The organism is Rhizobium sp. Rhizsp82 (genome assembly GCF_047325115.1).
Taxonomy (GTDB): domain Bacteria; phylum Pseudomonadota; class Alphaproteobacteria; order Rhizobiales; family Rhizobiaceae; genus Rhizobium.
This window is the reverse complement of sequence record NZ_CP168570.1, coordinates 1,197,666-1,218,065: the sequence shown is the minus strand read 5'-3', so window position 1 is coordinate 1,218,065 and position 20,400 is coordinate 1,197,666. Positions and strand designations below refer to the sequence as shown.

The window sequence follows — 20,400 nt, the reverse complement described above, 5'->3', positions numbered from 1 at the left end:
CTTCTCCCCAGCGGGGAGAAGATGTCCGTCAGGACAGATGAGGGGGCGAGCGGCCGAGCGAAAGTGAGGCCGAGGACTTGGCCCTCTCATCCGACCCCTTCGGGGCCACCTTCTCCCCGCGGGGAGAAGGGAAAGTCGAAATCAAACGAGGAACACCGAGATGCCGAAGCCGAACCCACGCCATCCGAAATTTCCGATCCCGGGCGGGCCGGAGCTGCGCGCCAAGGGCTGGCGGCAGGAGGCGCTGCTGCGGCTTCTCGAAAACGTGCTCTCGGTCGGTGAGGATCCCGACAATCTCATCGTCTATGCCGCGCTCGGCAAGGCGGCGCGCAACTGGGCGGCCCACAAGGGCATCGTCAAGGCACTGACCGAGATGGACGAGGACCAGACGCTGCTGATCCAATCCGGCAAGCCGATCGGTCTCGTCAAGACCCATGCCAAGGCGCCGCTGGTCATCATGGCGAACTGCAATATCGTCGGGCAATGGGCGAAGGCTGAGGTGTTCTACGAGCTGCAGCGCAAGGGCCTGATCTGCTGGGGCGGCCTGACGGCCGGCGCCTGGCAATATATCGGCAGCCAGGGCGTCATCCAGGGCACCTACGAGATCTTCATGCGCATCGCCGAGCGCCGCTTCGGCGGCGATCTCTCTGGCCGCTTCGTGCTGACGGCTGGCCTCGGCGGCATGGGTGGCGCACAGCCGCTCGCCGGCCGCATGGCAGGCGCTGCTATCCTCTGCGTCGATATCGATGCCGAGCGGGCGAAGAAGCGCCAGGAGATCGGTTACCTGCAGGAGATCGCACCCGACCTCGACACGGCGCTGAAGATGATCGACGACGCCGTGAAGGAAAAGCGCGCGCTATCCGTCGGCCTCGTCGGCAACGCGGCGGAAATCTATCCAGAGATCGCCCGGCGCGGCATCGTGCCTGATGTCGTTACCGACCAGACCTCGGCGCATGACCTCGTCTACGGCTACGTTCCCAAGGGCATGAGCATAGCCCAGGTGAAGGAACTGCGCGACGACGGCCAGGGCCAGCTGATGGCGGCCAGCCGCGCCTCGATCGTTCAGCACGTGACGGCGATGCTCGAATTCCAGAAGAAGGGCGCCGAAGTCTTCGACAATGGCAACCTGATCCGCACGCAGGCGAAGGAAGGCGGCGTGCAGAACGCCTTCGACATCCCGATCTTCACCGAAGCCTATCTGCGCCCGCTCTTTGCCCGCGCCATCGGCCCGTTCCGCTGGATGGCGTTGTCTGGAGAGGAAGGCGACATCGCCCGGATCGATGATCTGCTGCTCGAAATGTTCCCCGACAACAAGATCATTACCAACTGGATCCGGCTGGCGCGTGAGCATGTGCCCTTCGAGGGCCTGCCGGCGCGCATCGCCTGGCTCGGCCACGGCGAGCGCACGGCGCTGGCGCGGCGGATCAACGAACTGGTCGCGAGCGGCGAGCTCAAGGGACCGGTCGCCTTCTCCCGCGACCACCTCGATGCCGGTGCGATGGCGCATCCCAACATCATGACCGAGCGCATGAAGGACGGCTCCGACGCTATCGCCGACTGGCCGCTAATCGATGCGATGATGCTCTGCTCCTCGATGGCCGATCTTGTCGTCGTCCATTCCGGCGGCGGCGGCTATGCGGGCTACATGACGAGCTGCGGGGTCACGGTCGTTGCCGACGGTACCGGCGATGCCGACGAGCGGCTTGATCATGCGCTGACCAACGACACGGCACTCGGCGTCATGCGCTATGCGGATGCGGGGTACGAGGAAGCGCTGGATGAGGTCGCCAAGAAGGACGTGCCGTATATCCGGCTTGGTTGACCTCCTGATGCGGCATCAGAGATGCCGCGTCTCCTCCGGCGGCGCGTCATAGCGCTCATGCAGCCCATCGACATAGGCGATGGGGGCGTTGACGAGCTCATCAGCCGTGGCGTCATCGAGGCAATTGACGGCGACGGCGAAGAAGGTGCCGAGGGCTTCGTTTTCGCCCCAGGCATAGGAGCTGACGCCGCAATTCCTGCAGAAGAGATGATGCAGCTTGCGGGATGCGAACTGATATTCGCCGAGCGCTTCCTTGCCTGAGAGCAAGCGGAAGTCTTCGGGCGATGCCACCGCGAGCCAGCTGCGCTTCTTCCTGCAGACGGAGCAGTTGCAGCGAAAGGTGCCCGCCTGGAGGTCGAGCTCGGTTTCGTAGCTGACTTCGCCGCAATGGCAGCTGCCATGATAGGTCTTCTTCATGATGCTCTCCTCCCTGCCTGCTCCTCAGCATAGGCCGCCACCTTATCGAGCGCTTCCGCCCAGCCGCTGCTCTGAAGCTTGAATTCCGTGTCGCTTGGCAGTTGATGTTTGCGGAAGGTGAGCTTCGTCCTGCCGCCCTTATCTTCCAACTCCACAATCGCCTGCATCTCGTGTTCCGGCTGACCGGCCGAATTCTCCCAGGCGAAAGTGAAGACCAGACGCTCGGGCGGGGTGATCTCGATGTAGCGGCCGCGGCTCCAATACTCCTTGCCGCCGGGCGCGAGGATGCAGTGACGCCAGGCACCGCCTTCGCGTAGATCGACGGAGACGGATGGCGCCGAGCAATTGTTGGGACCCCACCATTTCAGCAGATGCTTCGGCTCCGTCCAGAGACGGAAGACGAGTTCGCGCGGGGCATCGATCTCGCGCACCAGCACGATTTCGCGGCTGCGCACAGCCGGGCTGACATCACTTCCCATTCCCTTCCTCCTTTTTCAGGCTCGCGGCATAGGCTTCGAGCTTGTCCAGGCTTTCGCTCCAGAAAACGCGGTAGTTCTCAAGCCAGTCGTCGACAACACGCAGCGATGCCGGCTCCAGCCGGCAGGGCCGCCATTGAGCTTCCCGGCCCTTCGATATGAGCCCGGCATTCTCCAGCACCTTAAGATGCTTGGAGACGGCGACCAGCGACATGTCGAAGGGTTCGGCGAGCTCCGATACGGATGCCTCGCCCGAGGCGAGCCGGGCAAGGATTGCCCGCCGTGTCGGATCGGCCAGTGCCGAAAAGGTCGCGCTCAAGCGGTCCATTATTTATCCAATAAGTTAATTAACTTATCTGTTAAATAATGGACGATGCGGTGCCAGTCAAGGCCTCTGTGTCAGATGGCGATTGCTAGACGCGCGCTGCCTTTGAAAGACGCCTTGCGCCATAGGCGCAAGCGAAGGCGCAGAGCAGCATGGCGAGGGTGAAGAAGACCACGGCCGACCAACCCTCAGCGGAGAAGAACCAGCCGCCCGCCGAGCCCAGGACGCTGGAGCCGACATAGTAGGCAAGCATGTAGAGCGAGGAGGCGTGGCCCTTGGTGCCCTTCGCCAGCTTGCCGACGAGGCCGCTGGCGATCGAGTGGCTCATGAAGAAGCCGCTTGTCAGCACGATGATGCCGAGGATGATGACGGGCAGCGAGGCTGAGAGCGTCAGCGCGCTTCCGGCAGCGGTGACGGCAAGGCCGGTCAGGAGCACGGCGAAGTGGCCGAAGCGATCACCAAGGATTCCGCCGATCGACGAGGCGCCGATGCCGAACATGTAGACGGTGAAGATCAGGCCAAGTTCGGTTTGCGTCAGCTCGTAGGGTGCCGCGACGAGCCGGAAGCCGGCGTAATTGTAGATCGTCACGAAGGAGCCCATTGCCAGGAAGGCGATCGAAAAGACGAAGGGCAGAGCCGGATTTTGGAGATGGCCGGCCCAGGCTTTCAGGTGAAAGCCTGGATCGAAGCCGGGGCGGCGGATGAAATTGCGCGACGCCGGCAGAAGGACGATGAAGCCGATGGCGGCAGCGAGACCGATGATGCCCATCAGCGCCATGGCCGGACGCCAGCTCAGATATTCGGCGAAGATGCCTGTCAGCACGCGGCCGGACATGCCGCCGAAGGCCGTTCCCCCGACATAGAGGCCCATCGTGGCGCCGAGGCCCTTCGGATCGATCTCCTCGGCGAGATAGGCCATGGCGACGGCGGGCACACCGCCGAGCACGAAGCCCAGCAGAGCCCGGAGCACCAGCAGCATATGCCAGTTCGGCGCGAAGGCCGCAGCGATCGTCAGCAGTGCGGCACCGACCAGCGAGATTGACATCAGGCTGCGGCGGCCGAGACCTTCCGATACCGCGGCGGCGCAGATGATGGCTACGGCGAGGAAGCCGGTGGAGAGCGAAAGAGCCAGCGAACTTTGGGCCGGGCTCACCGCATAGTCGGAGGCGAAGACCGGCAGCAGCGGCTGGACGCAATAAAGCAGCGAGAAGGTGGAGAAGCCGGAGAGAAACAGCGCCAGGCTGGCCCGCCTGTAGGGCAGCGTGCCGCGCGTCAGATATTGCTTGGCGGGCGGCGCTTCCGTCACCTCGATCGGGGAAATATCGCTCATTCTTGCTGCTGTCTTTGGCATGTCAGGCGCCTTTCATCCCTGATCTAGCCAGCGAGACTCAATTTGTCCAATATATGGAACTGTCATTCTCGATAGGTTTTGGAGATACCGGACATGGAGCTTCGGCACGTCCGCTACTTTCTTGCCGTGGCCGAAGAGGCGAATTTCACGCGGGCGGCGGCGAAGCTCGGCATCGGGCAGCCACCGCTCAGCCAGCAGATCCGCGATCTGGAGGCGGAGATCGGGGCAGCTCTGTTCCATCGCGTGCCGCATGGCGCGGAACTGACGGCGGCCGGTGAGGCATTCCTGACCGAAGCCAAGGCGTCGCTCGCCTCCGCAGAGAAGGCGAAGCTTGCGGCACAGCGCGCCAATCGCGGCGAGACGGGGCGCCTGGCGCTCGGCTTCACGGCGTCCTCGGCTTTCAACCCTGTTGTCAGCGCCACGATCCGGCGCTTTCAGGCGCGGTGGCCGGATGTGCGGTTGTCGCTCACGGAGCTCAATACGCTGTCGCTGATGGAAAAACTGCATCGCGGCGAGCTCGACGCCACCTTCATGCGGCCGAGCCTCGACGATCCGCCCGGCGTGCGGCTGAAGCGGCTGGCCGACGAGCCGATGGTCGTTGCGCTGCCCGCAAGCCACCCGCTGGCGAAGTGCGAGACACTACCGCTGGCGTTGCTAGCGACAGAACCGTTTATCCTCTTCCCCCGGCTGGTCGGTCTTAGTCTTTTCGATGACGTCGTGCTCGCCTGCCGGAAGGCTGGCTTCGAGCTCACCGTGGCGCAGGAGGCGCCGCAGATTTCGTCGGTGGTCAATCTCGTTGCCGCCGAATTGGGTGTCTCGATCGTTCCGGAGTCGATCGCGCAGATAAAGCTCGATGGCGTTGCCTACCGGCCGATCGAAGGGCCGCCTGCCGTGGCGCGGCTGGCACTTGCTGTGCTGAAGACGCAGCGGTCGCCGGTGACCGAGAACCTCATGGGCCTTCTCTAGCGGCGCTCCCAATAGGGCGGGTCGCCGAAAGCCTTGCGGAGGTGATCGGCAATGGCGCGCAGTTTGGCCGAGGGGTTCCGTCCCTCGGGATGCGCCATGTAGATGAACTCCGGCTCCGGCTTGTCGCCGACATCGATCTCCGTAAGGCTGCCCTCGCGGATCGCCGGTCCGGCGATGAAGGCCGGGAGCAGCGCAATGCCGAGACCGGCGATTGCCGCATCCCGCAGCATGTCGCCATTGTTCATGCCCATGGAAAGATGCGCGCGAACGACCTCCGTGCCATCGGCCGTCTGGAAGCGCCAGTCGGCGACGCCGCGATTGGTGTAGAAGAGGCCGCGATGCTCCTGCAGGTCTGCGAGCGTGCGCGGAATGCCGGCCTTCGCGAGGTAAGTAGGCGAGGCGACTAGCATGCGGCGGCTCGGCGCCAGCTTCCAGGCAACCAGACGGGAATCGGCGATCGGCCCGTTGCGGATGATCGCGTCATAGCCTTCAGATGCCGCGTCGACACGCCGGTCGTCGATATCGAGCGTCAGCGATATTTCCGGGTGCTCTGCCAGAAAGGGATAGAGGGCGGGGCCGAGATGCATCCGACCGAAAGTGACCGGGGCGGCGATCCGCAGCGGCCCAGCAAGCGTGCCGCGGCGCTCGGCCATGGAAGCCGAGGCCTCATCGATCTCGTGGATGATGCGGAGCGCCCGCTCCAGAAAGGCGGTGCCATCCTCCGTCAGTGTCAGTTTGCGGGTTGTGCGGTGGAGCAGCGTGCCGCCGAGGGTTTTCTCCAGCTCGGCGAGCCTTTCGCTGACCACCGACTTCGACAATCGCAGGCGTCTGGCCGCCTCGCTGACCGATCCTGCCTCCACCACCGCGACGAAAGCCGCGATCCCCTCAATCCTGATCATCGTTCGGTATTTCCGAATTCGAGTTCCACTACTTGGAGACTAATCCGAACGAAAAGAAAATGCCATCTTCCACTCATCGAAGGGGCACAACACCCCGCAACAAGGAGATGGAACAATGAACCGCTTGAACAACAAAGTCGCAATCGTCACCGGTGCAAGCTCCGGTATCGGCCGCTCGACGGCCAAGCTTTTTGCAGCCGAAGGCGCAAAGGTTGTCGTCGGCGCCCGACGCCAGGCTGAACTCGAAAGCCTCGTCGCCGAGATCAAGGCTGCCGGTGGCGAAGCCGTCGCCGTTGCTGGCGACGTCCGCTCGGAAGATTATCACAAGGCGCTGGTCGCTGCCGCCGTTGCCAATTTCGGCAAGCTCGACATCGCCTTCAACAATGCCGGCACACTTGGCGAAGCCGGCCCCAGCACCGAGGTTTCCGAAGCCGGCTTTGCCGACACGCTGACGATCAACCTGACGGCCTCCTTCCTGGCAGCCAAGCATCAGGTCGCCGAAATGGTCAAGCATGGCGGCGGCTCGGTGATCTTCACCTCGACCTTCGTCGGCTACAGCTTCGCCTTCCCGGGTGTCGCCGCCTATGCCGCCAGCAAATCCGGCCTGATCGGCCTGACCCAGGCACTCGCCGCGGAATTTGGCCCGCAGAATGTGCGCGTCAATGCCGTGCTGCCGGGCGCCGTCGATACCGATATGTATCGCGAGATGAACGACACGCCTGACAAGAAGGGCTTCGTCACCAACCTGCACGCCCTGAAGCGTGTCGCCACGCCGGAAGAGCTTGCCCGCTCGGTTCTCTACCTCGCTTCGGACGATTCGAGCTTCGTGACCGGTACTGCCTCGCTCGTCGATGGCGGCGCATCGATCACCCGCACCTAACGAACGGGCGCGATCATCCGCATTCTTCGAAAGAAGGGATGGTCGCGCCTTCCATTTTCGTATGAATATCCGGCGCGTCAGCCCCCACCCAAAGGACCATCATCATGTCACGCCTTGCAAACAAGACTGCCCTCATCACCGGCGGCACCAGCGGCATCGGCCTTGAGACCGCCCGCCAGTTCATCGCCGAAGGCGCCCGCGTCGCCATCACCGGCAGCAGCGCCGCGAGCGTCGAAAACGCCCGCAAGGAATTGGGTGAGAAGGCGCTGGTCATCCAAGCCGATGCCGGCAATGCCGATGGCCAGAAGGCTGTCGCCGATGCCATCAAGAATGCCTTCGGTCATCTCGACATTCTCTTCGTCAATGCCGGTATTGCCGAATTCAATCCGCTCGAGCATTGGACGGAAGCGGCTTTCGACAAGTCGATCGCCATCAATGTCAAAGGGCCGTTCTTCCTGATCCAGGCGCTGCTGCCGCTCTTTGCCAAGGGCGCGGCGATCGTTCTGAACACCTCGATCAACGCCCATATCGGCATGCCGAACTCCAGCGTCTATTCGCTGACCAAGGGCGCTTTGCTGACGTTGGCGAAAACGCTGTCCGGCGAACTCATCGGCCGCGGCATCCGCGTCAACGCCGTCAGCCCCGGCCCGATTGCCACGCCTCTCTACAGCAAGCTCGGCAATTCGGAGGCCGACTCCAAGGCGATGGCCGCACATATCCAGAGCCAGATCCCCACCGGCCGCTTCGGCGATCCCTCGGAGGTCGCCAAGACCATCATCTTCCTGGCATCAGATGAAGCCGCCTATATCGTCGGCAGCGAACTGATCATCGACGGCGGGATGAGCAATCTCTGACATGCCGAGGCCGCGGCGCCGTTGACGCCGCGGCCTTTTCATCAGCTACGTTCGACCAGCGCGCGGATGGCGGTTTCGAAGGTCGTCTCGCCCTTACGGGATCCGGCCTCGCCGCCTTCGAACTCGATCCAGCCTTCATTGAAGCCATCGAGCATGCGCATGCGGGGTCCGGGGTTCTGCATACCCTGGCTGCGGAACAGGGCTTCCCACACATCCCGCTCGATCGTCTCGGCATGCACCGGACGGCCGAGCACCGCGGAAAAGGCTTCAGCCATCTGCAGCGGCGTGATGCGGTAGGGCCCCTCGAGTTCGACGATGCGCTTGCCGGTCCAGTCCTCCTGCAGCATCTCCGCAGCGACGGCGCCGACATCGCGAACGCCGACCATTGGGACGGGCTTGTCGAGCGGCTGCAGGAAGCTCGGCATCGCGCCGTCCCGCGCCGGGGCGATATCCCACACCGAATTTTCCATAAACCAGCCGGCGCGCAGAAAGGCGATTGGCATGGGCAGCTCGGACAGCGCCCGCTCGACGAGGCCGAGTTGCGTCAGCAGATTTTCTTCCTTTGCTTGAGCGCCGATCGTGGACAGGCAGACGACCTTCTTCGGCGCCGCCTTCACCAGAGCTGTCTTCAAGGCTTCGATGATGATCTTTGCCTGCGGAAAGCCCGGTGCCGGATCGAAAGCCGGCGGGATCAGCAGGAAAACGGCTTCCGCTACGGCAAAGGCAGCAGCAAGCGCCGCTGCATCCGTCATCTCGGCGATGGCTATTTCGGCACCGCGTTCGCGCCAGCTTCCTGCCTTCTCCTCATTGCGCATGACGGCGCGAACGGGCAATCCGCGCTCCAGCAATTTCGCGCCGACGACGGCACCGACCTGGCCTGTTATTCCGGTTACAGCAAACATGTTCGAACTCCTTCTGACAGCGGCCTGTGCCGCGATGACCAAAAGATGCGCCAAAGCCGCCTTTGACTGAACTGCGCTTTTGTCAGATAATTCATGACTGAAAATCAGGAATGAAATGATGTTCGACGGGCGATTGCTGAATGGAGTCAGCGTGCTGGCTGCCGTGGTCGAGAGCGGCAGCTTTGCGCGGGCAGCCGAGGCACTGGGGCTGACGGCATCGGGGGTCAGCCGGGCGGTGGCCCGGCTCGAGAGCCGCATTGGCGTACGCCTGCTCGATCGGACGACGCGGTCATTGCGGCTGACCGATGACGGCGCGCGCTTCTACGAGCAGGTGGTGCCGCTGCTTGGCGGCATCGAGGAAGCGGCCGCCTATGCTGCCGGAACGACGCGGGCGGTGCGCGGGCGGCTGCGGATCAATGTCGATCCGTATTTCTCCAGACTGATCCTGGCGCCGAAGCTCGGCCTCTTTCTCGACCGCTATCCAGACCTGCAGATCGAGGTGGTGACGCGTAACGAGATCGGCGATCTCGTGGCTGACGGCATGGATGTTGCCGTGCGCTTCGGCGAGATCCCGGCGAAGAGTTCGCTGATTTCCCGGCAGCTTTTCCGCACGCGGGTGATCACGGTCGCCGCTCCGTCCTATCTCGAGAAACATGGCACACCGAAGCTGCCGGCCGATCTCGCCGATCACACCTGCATCCAGTATCAGGACCCGCTGACCGGCAGGCCTTTCGAATGGGAGCTCAGGCGCGGCAAGAAGGTGGTGCCGATCGAGACGCGCGGCCGCGTCCTCGTCAACGATGCCGGCACCACGCTCGCCACCTGCCTTGCCGGGATCGGCATTGCCCAGGTCTTCTCGCTTGGCATGAAGCCCTATCTGGACAGCGGGCAGCTGGTCGATCTCTATCCGGATTGGCCGGACGAGACCTTTCCGCTGCATTGCTTCTATCCGTCCCGTCATCATGTGCCGGCCAAAGTTCGCGCCTTCATCGATTTCTGCGTCGAAATCATCGGCTAGATGTCGCGCCTGAGACTTGTTTGGCAGGTGCCCGCGGCCTATCAAGAAGGCATCCAGTCACTTCATCGTCCGGCGATTTCGCCTCGGGTGTTCCATGCTTCTCGGTATTCTCTGCGGCCTCGCCACATGCGCCTTGTGGGGACTGACCTTCGTCGTGCCGCGCGCCATCGCGCCCTTCAGCACCATGGATCTGACAGTGACGCGCTACGGTTTGTTTGCGCTGGCGAGCATCGTGCTGATGGTCAGCCCACGCTTTCGTCCCAGGAACATCAAGCCGCGCATGGCGATCACAGCGCTGCTGCTTGGCGGTATCGGCTATGTCGGCTATTTCGTCAGCGTCGCCTATGCGGTGCGGCTGGCGGGTGCCGCGATCCCGCCGCTCGTCATTGGCACGATGCCGGTGCTGCTCGCCGTCATCGCCAATCTGCGCGACCGCTCGGTGCCATGGCGGCTGCTGGCGCTGCCTTTGATCCTGATTGCAATCGGCATCGGCTGGGTCAATCTGTCGATCTTCGCGACGACGCCATCGGGCGATCAGGGCGCGATCCTGCTCGGCATCGGCTCGGCGATGATCGGCCTGATCCTGTGGGTGATCTACGGTCTTGCCAGCACCGCCGCGATGCAATCGCCCGACGCGCCCGACATTCTGCAATGGACCGGACTGCAGGGCATCGGCGCCGGGCTCGGCTGCCTCGTGCTCATCCCCTTCACCTCCGCCGGCACCGATATCGTCTTCACCACGGCCGAGCTCTGGCGCTTCATTCTCTGGTCGCTGATCATGGGGCTTGCCGGGGCTTGGCTCGCGACATTGCTCTGGATGATCGCCTCGAAGCGGCTGCCGCTGGCGCTCGCGGCGCAGCTGATCGTTGCCGAGACGGTGTTCGGCTTGATCTTCGGCTTCCTCTTCGAGCAGCGGCTGCCGACGCTTGCCGAAGCTGGCGGCTCGATCCTGCAGCTTGCGGGCGTCGGGCTGGCGATCGCCATCTTCACGCCGGCGCGCGGGCGGCGGGCGCACTGAGCGCTGCACGCATTGCATGTTATTCGCCAAAGGCTTAGGCTCACCGCAACAACAAAACGACGGGTAGAAGGCCATGGCTCTCAGCGGCAAACGCATCCTGCTTATCATCTCGGGCGGTATCGCAGCCTATAAGAGCCTCGATCTGATCCGCAGATTGCGCGAGCGCGGCGCTTCGGTGCGTCCCGTCATGACATCGGGCGCGCAGGAATTCGTGACGCCGCTCGCCGTCGGCGCGCTGGCGGCGGACCATGTCTTCACCGATCTGTTTTCCAGGCAGGATGAGCAGGATGTCGGCCACATCCGGCTGGCGCGCGATTGCGACCTGGTGCTGATCGCACCGGCGACCGCCGATCTCATAGCGAAGATGGCGAACGGGCTCGCGGACGATCTTGCCTCGACCATCCTGCTTGCCACCGACAAACCGGTTCTCGCCGCACCGGCGATGAACCCGCGCATGTGGGCGCATCCGGCGACGAAACGCAATGTCGCGACCCTCGCTGGCGACGGCATCCGGATGATCGGACCGATGGCGGGAGAGATGGCGGAAAGCCGCGAGGCTGGCACCGGCCGCATGGCGGAGCCGCTGGAAATCGTCGCTGCCGCCGAAGCGCTGCTGGATGATGGCCCGAAGCCGCTGGCCGGACGCAGAGCCGTCGTCACTTCGGGGCCGACCCATGAGCCAATCGACCCGGTGCGCTACATCGCCAACCGCTCCTCGGGACGTCAGGGCCATGCGATTGCTGCAGCACTCGCGAAGCTCGGCGCCGATGTGACGCTTGTTTCCGGACCGGTGACCATTGCCGATCCAGCGGGCGTGAAGACCATCCATGTCGAGCGTGCCGAGGAGATGCGCGATGCGGTTCTGGCTGCCTTGCCTGCGGACATCGCGGTGATGGTCGCCGCTGTCGCCGACTGGCGTGTGGCCTCAGCCGCCGACCAGAAGATCAAGAAGCAGCCGGGCGAATCCATTCCGACGCTGGCGCTGACCGAAAACCCCGACATCCTGAAGACCGTCGGCCATCACACGATGCGGCCGAAGCTTGTCGTCGGCTTTGCAGCCGAGACGCAGGATGTCGAGAGCAATGCCAAGACCAAGCTGGAGCGCAAGGGCGCCGACATGATCGTCGCCAACGACGTGTCTCCGGCAACCGGCATCATGGGTGGAACGCGCAACAGCGTGAAGCTGATCAGCCGCGGCGGCATCGAGCAATGGCCCGATATGGCGAAGGAAGAGGTGGCCGATAAGCTGGCTGCCGTGATCGCCGAGCGGCTCAGGCAGGGATAGCGATATCGGCCTTGTTCGTGGCGCGCTGTTCCGGCCGGAACGGCACGACATGAATGCCCGTTTCGTTGATCGTCACGGCGCTGCCATCAGGGATTTCGGCCCAGGCATCGACATCGTCATTCAGCGGTTCGGAGACGAGGCAGTGGCCGTCGCGCATCGGCGAGGCATAGAGCGTCGGCGCCTTGCGATCCGTGGCGTAGCGGATGCCGTAGAGCGACTTGCCGTCGGAGAAAGCCGCGGTGAAGCGCAGGTGGACGCTGCCGAGCACGTTTTGCGAGAGGCCTTCGACGAAGCTCACCATTTCCGACATGGCAGCGACCGGCGCCTGACGCATACCGAACTGGAACGCGAGCAGGAACATCAGTTCGGAGTCGGTCGTGCCGCTACGGGCATTGAAAAGCTCGTCGTCGAGCATGGCTTCCATTGCGCGGCGCAGGCGCTCGAAACCGCCGATCTGGCCGTTATGCATGAAGGACCAGTTTTCGTGCGTGAAGGGATGGCAATTGTCGCGGCGGGTGCCGCCGCCGGTGGCGGCGCGCACATGCGCGAGAAAAAGCGGCGAGCGGATCTGCCGCGCAAGGCTCTTCAGATTGCAATCGGACCAGGCGGGAAGGATATCGCGATATCTGCCCGGCTCCGGCCGGTCGCCATACCAGGCGATGCCGAAACCATCGCCATTGGTGGCGGTCTTGGCGCGGGTGGCGCAATGGGATTGCTCGATCAGCGAATGCGCGGGCGAGGATACCAGCTCCTCCAGATAGAGGGGGTCTCCGCGATAGGCTGCCCAGCGACACATGCTCTTTGCTCCAGCCTGCCGTCTTGGCGGCAGAAAATGCCCGAAAACACGAGATCCGATTGTCGGGCGCGGTGGTAAATAAGGCCTTAAGGACTACCGGAGTCGCAAGCCTTTATGACGGATTGTTGACGTTTCCGGCGATCGTCTGACGCCGCTCACAACTTTTCTCGGAGCGTGCGGTCAGTCTGCCACAGGGTGTCATCACTTTGATTTTTCTTGAATCTGCGTCGCAACGCTGCCCGAAGTCTTGGTGCGTCAGGCGGCACGGCACGGCTGCGGCCGGGTTTTTTCTTGCATCGCGGCCGAATCGGCCTACCTTTGAGTCATGTTCAACGAAACGAAAGGAAGGTGATCCAATGTCTAATGAGATTTCGGTCTTTGTAGCAGGCTTGGAAGTGGTGATGAAAGCGGGGCAGCCCTCGCTCTAAAGCCAGCCTTCCTAGGACCGCCTGACGGTCCGGCCAGTTCAAGGCCAAACTCATGGAAGGGGGTCGCGAAAGCGGCCCTTTTTCCGTTTCTGCAGAAAGCGTTTGACGGCATGAGCCCTGCATCATATTCATAAAGTCATCTGATGACTTTATGAATATGATCATGCAACCTCTCAGCAAGACCAATCTGGCCGAGACCGCGGTCGAGGCGATCCGCAGCGAGATCCTCGCCAAGCGCTGGGCCGTCGGCGACAAGCTGCCGAACGAAGCAGCCCTCTGCGGCATGCTCTCCGTCAGCCGCGGCACGGTGCGCGAAGCCGTGCGTGTGCTGGTGTCGCAGGGCTATCTCGAGACCCGGCAGGGTTCGGGCACCTACGTTCTCTCGACGACCGACAGCAGCATGCCGCTGACCATGGCGCGGCGGGCGGGCCTTCGCGACCAGTTCGAGGCGCGCTGCGCACTCGATGTCGAGGCCGCCCGGCTTGCCAGCATCCGGCAGACACCTGCCGTCATCGCTGGGTTGCGAACCCTGCTCGAAGAGCGCGGCAACTACGATGGCGGCGACAAGGCCGCGTTCATTGCCCGCGACCTCGCCTTCCACAAGGCGGTCATCGCCGCCGCGCAGAACCGCGCGATGATCGAGATCTACGACTTCTTCTCGGCGTCGATTGCCGAAACCATCGAAGCGACGCTCGGGCAGGATGTGCCCGAGCCGGATATGCAGGCGCATGCCGCTATCATCGATGCCATCGAAACTAGCGATCCCGAAAAGGCCGATGCGGCGGTGCGCCGCTTCATGGCCCCCGTCATTGCCGCACTGGACGGGATGCTCCTGTCATGACCACTCCCCTCAATGATGCCGCGCACGCCTTCGATGCGGCGAGCGAACAGCTGATCGATGCCGAAACCGACAGCGTGCCGCCGGTGCAGCCACCCGCGGCGATGTCTTCCACCGCGCGTATCCTGCTCGGTGTCAGCCTCGTATTGATCGCCTTCAACCTGCGGCCGGTGTTCTCCAGCGCATCGGCACTACTGCCGGAAATCCGCTCCGGGCTTGGCCTTTCGCCGCTCGGCGCCAGCTTGTTGACCACGCTTCCCGTCGTCTGCCTCGGCGCCTTCTCGCCGCTGGCGCCGAGGCTGGCGCAGCGCATCGGTTCCGAACGGACGCTGCTCGGCGTCATCTTCCTTCTGGCGCTCGGAACGGCGATGCGCGGACTCGATTCGATCCCGCTGCTGTTTCTCGGCACGGCGATCGCCGGTGGCTGCATCGCCGTCGGCAACGTGTTGCTGCCAGGTCTGGTGAAGCGCGACTTTGCCGATCGTGCCGCGCTGATGACCGGCTGCTACACGATGGCGCTTTGCGCCGGCGCGGCGAGTGCCGCCGGGCTGACCTTGCCGATCGAGCATGCGCTCGGCGGTTCGCTTTCGGGCGCATTGGCCGCCTGGGCTGTTCCGGCCGTCGTCGTCGGGCTGATCTGGCTGCCGCAGGTTCTCAGCACCAAGAATGTCGCGAAGCGCAGCGGCTTCCGCGTCGAGGGACTGTGGCGAGACAAGCTTGCCTGGCAGGTGACGCTGTTCATGGGCTTGCAATCGGCCCTCGCCTATTGCGTTTTTGGCTGGCTGGTTCCGATCCTGCGTGAGCGCGGCCTTGATGGCATCACGGCCGGTGCGATCGTCTCGATGTCCGTCATGGTGCAGGCCGCCGCTTGCCTGGTGGCGCCGCAGATCGCCGTGCGCGGCAGGGATCAGCGGCTGATCAATGCTTCGCTCTGCGTTATCGCCGTCATTGCGCTCCTCGGCCTGCTGTTTGCGCCGCTGTCCACCGTTTGGCTCTGGGCGGCGCTGCAGGGCGTCGGCCAGGGCGGCCTGATTGCGGTGGCGATGACGGCGATCGTGTTGCGCTCGAAGGACTCGCATGTTGCGGCCCATCTTTCCGGCATGGCGCAATGCGTCGGCTATCTGCTGGCGGCGATCGGACCACTGATCGTCGGCATGATCCGCAGCTGGACGGGGAGCTTTGCCTGGTGCGCGGTCCTGTTCATCGCCCTCGGCCTCGGCGCTGCCATCAACGGCTGGAATGCCGGGCGCGCGCTGCAGGTCAACGCGAGGACGATCCAGACGCCTTGATACCGGTCACTGGCTGCGCTCGCCGGGGGGATGAGCTATGCTCACCCGGGGATCACCATGTCTTGATGAGTCTCCACGGCGGGGGATGATACCCTATCTCAGGCTCTACCTACCGCCGGAGGAGATCATTTGCCGTTTCGCTCGCTGACGCTGACCATCGCTCTTACACTCTCGCTTGCCGCCGCACCGGCCTTTTCCGAGGAGCGGCCGGGTGTTCTCAAGCTGCTTCCGCAGGATGTCGTCACGGAGCACGAGGCAACGATCGGCGGCCGGAAGCTGGATTATACGGCAACAGCAGGGACGCTCGATCTGTTCGGCCAGGACGGCAACCAGACCGGAGCGATATTCTACACAGCCTATACCGCAAAGAATGCCGGTTCGAACCGGCCGCTTACCTTTGCCTTCAACGGCGGGCCGGGCGCCGCGTCCGCCTTTCTGCATCTCGGCCTCGTCGGTCCGCGTATCCTCGATTTCGGACCGCAGGCGCGCGATGGCGCCCACGCGAAGCTCGCCGACAATCCCGAGAGCTGGCTGGATTTCACCGATCTCGTGTTGATCGATCCCATCGGCACCGGCTGGAGCCGGACGGCGAAGGCCGATGACGCCAAGGATTATTACAGCGTCGGTTCGGATGCGCAGAGCATTGCCAAGGCGATCGCCCTTTACGTCGCCCACAACAACCGTGCGGCCTCGCCAAAATATCTGCTCGGCGAGAGCTATGGCGGCTTCCGCGCCGCAAAGGTGGCCGGAGCGCTGCAGGAGAGCCAGGGCATTATCGTTGCCGGTGCGATCATGCTGTCGCCGTTGCTTGAAGCGCAGCTGATGTTCAATGCCGACGAGTTCGCTCTCGGCGCTGCTCTCGAACTTCCCTCGCTCGCCGCCGCAGAGATGGACCGGCGTGGCGCTTTCTCCGCAGATAAACAGACCGAGGCCGAGCGCTTTGCGCTGGGAGACTATCTGACGACCCTCGTGGGGCCTGAGCCTTCCGGCGATGCGGCCAAGGCATTCTATGCCAAGGTTTCCGGCCTGACCGGAATTCCGGAAGACGTTGTGACCCGAAGCCGCGGTTTCCTCGGCAACGCCTTTGCAAAGAATTCCGGTAAGGAAAAGGGCGAGGTGATGAGCCCCTATGATGCCGGGTTTGCCTCGCCCGATCCCTATCCTGAATCCGATTATGATCGCGGCGACGACGCCATTCTCGACGGATTCACGCGCGCCTATGGCGGCGCCTTTAGCGACTACGCCCGCAACGAACTGGGCTTCAAGACCGAGATGACCTATTCGCTGCTCGACAACGATCTGAACCGGCAATGGGAATGGGGCGGACGTGGCGGCGGATCGCGCCTGCAGGCGAGCGTCACCGGCGATATCCGGCAGCTCCTGGCATCGAACCCGAGCTTTCATCTGCTGATCGCCCACGGCTATAGCGATCTCGTGACGCCCTATGGTGTCAGCCGCTATGTCGTCGATCACCTGCCGCAGCGCCTTGCCAAGGATCGCGTGCAGCTCGACGTCTATCGCGGCGGCCACATGTTCTACACCAATGCCGAACAGCGGGTGGCTTTCACGGCGGATGCGAAGGCATTCTACGCCAAGAATGGCGGCATCCAGCCAGGCGACTAGGGTTCGAGACCGGACAAATAGGGTTGCCGCTTGGTGGCGCTGACATAGATAGGTCTCATGTCCTATCAAAAGCAGCCGCTTGTCATCGCGGAGCCGGATGCGGCTTCAGGCGAGGACTCCATCTTTGCCGCGCTGACCAGCGCTCCGGATTCCTGGGCCCTGTTTCTCGACATCGACGGCACGCTGCTCGATCTTGCGGAGACGCCTGACGGCATCGTCGTGCCGCCGGAGCTTCCCGGCCAGCTCGAAACGCTTTCCGCAAGGCTTGGCGGCGCATTGGCGCTGGTGACCGGGCGGGGCCTTTCCTATGCCGACCGGCTGTTTGCGCCGCTTCGCTTCCCGATCGCCGGGCTTCACGGCGCTGAGCGCCGCGCCGCCGATGGGTCGGTGACGACAGCCGAAGCGACGGCGGAATTCGAGGCACTGAAAGCCGATCTCGTGCTTCAGACCCAGGGCTGGCCTGGCGTCCTCATCGAAGACAAGGGAGCAGCGGTCGCCGCGCATTACCGGCAGGCGCCGGATCGGGAAATCGATCTCGAACCGCTGATGCAGCAGGCGCTCGACCGCGCCGGGCCTGATTGGCACATGCAGCATGGCAAGATGGTGATCGAGATTCGCCCTTCCAGTGCCGACAAGGGACACGCCGTCGAAGCTTTCCTGGCGCAGCCCCCCTTTAAGGGCCGCCGCGCCATCGCGATCGGTGACGATGTGACCGACGAGGCGATGTTCCGCGCGGTCAACCCTCTCGGTGGCCTGTCGATCCGCGTCGGACCGCTCTCGCCCGCAAGCGAAGCGAAAGCATCGATCGCCTCCGCGGCAGCCCTTCGCGGCGTCATCGCCCGGCTCGCGGCGTGAACCATTTGAGCATCAAAACCATTTCCATGAAAAGGACTGAACCATGAGCCGTCTCGTCGTCGTTTCCAATCGCGTTCCCGTTCCCGACAAGGGCGGGATTGCCCCTGCCGGCGGTCTTGCCGTTGCGCTGAAGGCAGCGCTCGAAGAGCGCGGTGGCATCTGGATGGGCTGGTCGGGGAAATCGAGCGGCGAGCAGGAGCCGGAGAAGCTTGCGGAAATCCAGCAGGGCAACATCACCTATGCGCTGACCGACCTAACCGATACCGATGTCGAGGAATATTATCACGGCTTTGCCAACCGCGTGCTCTGGCCGATCTGCCATTACCGGCTGGATCTGGCCGAATACGGGCGCAAGGAGATGGCTGGATATTTCCGCGTCAACCGCTTCTTCGCCCACCGGCTGGCGCCGTTGATCAAGCCTGACGATGTCATATGGGTGCACGACTACCACCTGATCCCGCTCGCGGCCGAGCTGCGGCAGATGGGACTGAAGAACAAGATCGGCTTCTTCCTGCACATTCCCTGGCCGCCGGCCGATGTGCTCTTCACCATGCCTGTCCACGAGGAGATCATGCGCGGCCTCTCGCACTACGATCTCGTCGGCTTCCAGACCGATCATGACCTTGAAAACTTCGCCGGCTGTCTGCGCCGCGAAGGGATCGGCGACGAGCTGGGTGGTGGTCGCTTCAGCTCGCACGGCCGGACGTTCAAGGGCGGCGCCTATTCGATCGGCATCGAGACCGCCGCCTTCGCCGAATTCGCCCGCAAGTCCTCAACGCACAGTATGGTGCGCAAGGCTCGCGAGAGCGTCGAGGGCCGCAGCCTGATCATCGGCGTCGACCGGCTCGACTATTCCAAGGGACTGACGCAGCGCATCGACGCCTTCGAGAGCTTCATCAAGGCCAATCCGGCCCAACAGGGACATGTGACCTATCTGCAGATCACCCCGAAATCCCGCTCCGAAGTGCCGGAATACGAAGCGATGCAGCGCACCGTCGCCGAACAGGCGGGCCGGGTGAACGGCGCGCTGGGCTCGGTGGATTGGGTGCCGATCCGCTACATCAACCGCTCCGTCGGCCGCCATATCCTTGCCGGGCTCTACCGTCTTGGTCGTGTCGGGCTGGTGACGCCGTTGCGCGATGGAATGAACCTTGTCGCAAAGGAATATGTGGCGGCGCAGAACCCTGACGATCCCGGCGTTCTCGTGCTGTCGCGCTTTGCGGGTGCGGCCCGCGAATTGAAGGGCGCGCTGCTCGTTAATCCCTACGACGTCGAAGGAACCGCCAATGCCTTGGCGCGGGCGCTCAGCATGCCGCTTGACGAGCGAAAGGAGCGCTGGAAAAAGATGATGGATCATCTTCTGGAATTCGACGTCTCCCGCTGGTGCAAGGATTTCCTGAAAGATCTCGGCGCCTGACGTTTCAGTGTGCCGCCTCGGCCTGCAGCCATTCCACCAGGCTTTCCGTCTCCGCGGTCCTCTCGCGAGGCGGGATCAGCCAGTAGCCGCGATCAGCCGCCTCCAGAGCCGGTCCGGCGGCGACCAGCATGCCGGAGGCCAGCAGCGAATCCACTAAGCCCATCCAGCCAATGGCAATCCCCTGCTCGCCGACGGCCGCCTGGACGACGAGCGAGTAGGTGTTGAAGCTCATTTCACCCGGCGCCGCCGAGCCGTCACGGCGCAGACCGAGCTCGGCAAAATAGCTCGGCCAGTCGAACCAGGGTGAAGCGCCGGGCACGTCGAGATGCAGCAGACGCGCACCTGGCAGCTCGGCGGCCGCGCCGAACGGCCCGTGTCTTGCCATGAAGCCCGGCGAGCAGACCGGGACGACCTTTTCCGGCATCAGCAGGATGCCGTGCGCGCCGAAATCGCGCCGGCTGCCGAAGACGATCGCCGCATCATGGCGGTCCGGCATCGGCCGCTCGACGAACTGGGTAGCCACGATCTGGATATCGAGGCCGGGGTGGCGCTGGCCGAAAGCATGCATGCGCGGGATCAGCCAGAGCGAGGAGAAGGCATAATCGGTATGCAGGCGGAGTGTCAGGCGCTCGGCCTCGTTGCGGAAGCTGCGCACGAGCGTGTCGACATCCACAACCGTGCGCGAGGCGATATCGAAGAGACGGCGGCCTTCGGCCGTCAACTCGACGCCGCGATGACGGCGCTCCAGCAGGCTGACCCGCATCTGCTCCTCCAGACGGCGGATCTGATAACTTACGGCAGGCTGCGTGAGCCCTAGCGCCTCGGCCGCCGACGACAGGTTTCCGAGCCTGCCGGCTTCGGCCAGAATGCGCAGCCATCCGAGATCAACCGGCCGGTCAGCCATAAAAATTCCTTTTGTCACACATCGAAAGAATTCAGCT

Annotated in this window: 20 protein-coding genes; 12 read left to right on the top strand and 8 right to left on the bottom strand. The window is 63.6% G+C overall.

The window, feature by feature from the left end; translation table 11 throughout:
* Positions 1-160: 160 nt before the first annotated feature.
* The gene (locus ACEN84_RS10690; RefSeq protein ID WP_413710840.1) at positions 161-1,822 is read left to right on the top strand and encodes a urocanate hydratase; all 1,662 of its coding nucleotides are present in this window, start codon (positions 161-163) and stop codon (positions 1,820-1,822) included.
* 15 nt (positions 1,823-1,837) lie between these two features.
* Here ACEN84_RS10690 and ACEN84_RS10685 read toward each other — a convergent pair whose 3' ends face one another.
* From ACEN84_RS10685 to ACEN84_RS10670, 4 genes are all read right to left on the bottom strand, one after another.
* Positions 1,838-2,239 carry a GFA family protein gene (locus ACEN84_RS10685; RefSeq protein WP_413710839.1) on the bottom strand — a complete coding sequence of 134 codons (402 nt, stop codon included), beginning with the start codon at positions 2,237-2,239 and terminating at the stop codon, positions 1,838-1,840.
* Positions 2,236-2,718, bottom strand: coding sequence for an SRPBCC family protein (locus ACEN84_RS10680; RefSeq protein WP_413710838.1), 483 nt, complete (start codon positions 2,716-2,718; stop codon positions 2,236-2,238). The genes ACEN84_RS10685 and ACEN84_RS10680 overlap by 4 nt, the downstream gene beginning before the upstream one ends.
* Entirely contained in the window at positions 2,708-3,043 is a 336-nt protein-coding gene (locus ACEN84_RS10675; protein WP_203429710.1) for an ArsR/SmtB family transcription factor, read from the bottom strand. Before ACEN84_RS10675 ends, ACEN84_RS10680 begins: the two co-directional genes overlap by 11 nt.
* A gap of 85 nt (positions 3,044-3,128) precedes the next feature.
* Complete coding sequence (locus tag ACEN84_RS10670; RefSeq protein ID WP_413710837.1) at positions 3,129-4,370, bottom strand: MFS transporter; 1,242 nt, start codon at positions 4,368-4,370, stop codon at positions 3,129-3,131.
* Between the two features lie 114 nt (positions 4,371-4,484).
* Here ACEN84_RS10670 and ACEN84_RS10665 point away from each other — a divergent pair, with 114 nt between their 5' ends.
* The gene (locus ACEN84_RS10665) at positions 4,485-5,357 is read left to right on the top strand and encodes a LysR family transcriptional regulator (RefSeq protein WP_413710836.1); all 873 of its coding nucleotides are present in this window, start codon (positions 4,485-4,487) and stop codon (positions 5,355-5,357) included.
* Here the strand turns inward: ACEN84_RS10665 and ACEN84_RS10660 are convergent.
* Positions 5,354-6,256, bottom strand: a complete 903-nt coding sequence (locus ACEN84_RS10660) for a LysR family transcriptional regulator (protein WP_413710835.1) — start codon at positions 6,254-6,256, stop codon at positions 5,354-5,356. The genes ACEN84_RS10665 and ACEN84_RS10660 overlap by 4 nt on opposite strands.
* A gap of 115 nt (positions 6,257-6,371) precedes the next feature.
* On the opposite strand from ACEN84_RS10660, the gene ACEN84_RS10655 reads away from it, so the two are divergent.
* Entirely contained in the window at positions 6,372-7,136 is a 765-nt protein-coding gene (locus ACEN84_RS10655) for an SDR family oxidoreductase (RefSeq protein ID WP_130279235.1), read from the top strand.
* Between the two features lie 104 nt (positions 7,137-7,240).
* Positions 7,241-7,990 (top strand): SDR family oxidoreductase, encoded by a 750-nt coding sequence (locus ACEN84_RS10650; protein ID WP_413710834.1) that lies wholly within the window; start codon positions 7,241-7,243, stop codon positions 7,988-7,990.
* A gap of 41 nt (positions 7,991-8,031) precedes the next feature.
* Here ACEN84_RS10650 and ACEN84_RS10645 read toward each other — a convergent pair whose 3' ends face one another.
* Entirely contained in the window at positions 8,032-8,892 is an 861-nt protein-coding gene (locus ACEN84_RS10645; protein WP_413710833.1) for an NmrA family NAD(P)-binding protein, read from the bottom strand.
* A 118-nt stretch (positions 8,893-9,010) separates the two neighbouring features.
* Between ACEN84_RS10645 and ACEN84_RS10640 the strand changes: the two genes are divergently transcribed.
* The 3 genes from ACEN84_RS10640 (at position 9,011) to coaBC (ending at position 12,213) form a co-directional block, all read left to right on the top strand.
* The gene (locus ACEN84_RS10640; protein WP_413710832.1) at positions 9,011-9,910 is read left to right on the top strand and encodes a LysR family transcriptional regulator; all 900 of its coding nucleotides are present in this window, start codon (positions 9,011-9,013) and stop codon (positions 9,908-9,910) included.
* A gap of 94 nt (positions 9,911-10,004) precedes the next feature.
* Positions 10,005-10,928: a DMT family transporter gene (locus tag ACEN84_RS10635; RefSeq protein ID WP_413710831.1), complete on the top strand. Its 924-nt coding sequence runs from the start codon at positions 10,005-10,007 to the stop codon at positions 10,926-10,928.
* A gap of 73 nt (positions 10,929-11,001) precedes the next feature.
* On the top strand, positions 11,002-12,213 hold the full coding sequence (gene coaBC, locus ACEN84_RS10630; protein ID WP_413710830.1) for a bifunctional phosphopantothenoylcysteine decarboxylase/phosphopantothenate--cysteine ligase CoaBC: 1,212 nt from the start codon (positions 11,002-11,004) through the stop codon (positions 12,211-12,213).
* Here the strand turns inward: coaBC and ACEN84_RS10625 are convergent.
* Complete coding sequence (locus ACEN84_RS10625; protein ID WP_413710829.1) at positions 12,200-13,009, bottom strand: class II glutamine amidotransferase; 810 nt, start codon at positions 13,007-13,009, stop codon at positions 12,200-12,202. The genes coaBC and ACEN84_RS10625 overlap by 14 nt on opposite strands.
* Before the next feature lie 591 nt (positions 13,010-13,600).
* On the opposite strand from ACEN84_RS10625, the gene ACEN84_RS10620 reads away from it, so the two are divergent.
* The 5 genes from ACEN84_RS10620 (at position 13,601) to otsA (ending at position 19,459) form a co-directional block, all read left to right on the top strand.
* Positions 13,601-14,278, top strand: coding sequence for a FadR/GntR family transcriptional regulator (locus ACEN84_RS10620; protein WP_413710828.1), 678 nt, complete (start codon positions 13,601-13,603; stop codon positions 14,276-14,278).
* Positions 14,275-15,564 (top strand): CynX/NimT family MFS transporter, encoded by a 1,290-nt coding sequence (locus ACEN84_RS10615; RefSeq protein WP_413710827.1) that lies wholly within the window; start codon positions 14,275-14,277, stop codon positions 15,562-15,564. Before ACEN84_RS10620 ends, ACEN84_RS10615 begins: the two co-directional genes overlap by 4 nt.
* A gap of 129 nt (positions 15,565-15,693) precedes the next feature.
* Positions 15,694-17,187 (top strand): S10 family peptidase, encoded by a 1,494-nt coding sequence (locus tag ACEN84_RS10610; protein ID WP_413710826.1) that lies wholly within the window; start codon positions 15,694-15,696, stop codon positions 17,185-17,187.
* Between the two features lie 57 nt (positions 17,188-17,244).
* The gene (gene otsB / locus ACEN84_RS10605; protein ID WP_413710825.1) at positions 17,245-18,042 is read left to right on the top strand and encodes a trehalose-phosphatase; all 798 of its coding nucleotides are present in this window, start codon (positions 17,245-17,247) and stop codon (positions 18,040-18,042) included.
* Positions 18,043-18,085: 43 nt separating this feature from the next.
* Complete coding sequence (otsA, locus tag ACEN84_RS10600; protein ID WP_413710824.1) at positions 18,086-19,459, top strand: alpha,alpha-trehalose-phosphate synthase (UDP-forming); 1,374 nt, start codon at positions 18,086-18,088, stop codon at positions 19,457-19,459.
* Between the two features lie 4 nt (positions 19,460-19,463).
* Here otsA and ACEN84_RS10595 read toward each other — a convergent pair whose 3' ends face one another.
* Complete coding sequence (locus ACEN84_RS10595; RefSeq protein ID WP_413710823.1) at positions 19,464-20,363, bottom strand: choline sulfate utilization transcriptional regulator; 900 nt, start codon at positions 20,361-20,363, stop codon at positions 19,464-19,466.
* Positions 20,364-20,400: the final 37 nt, after the last annotated feature.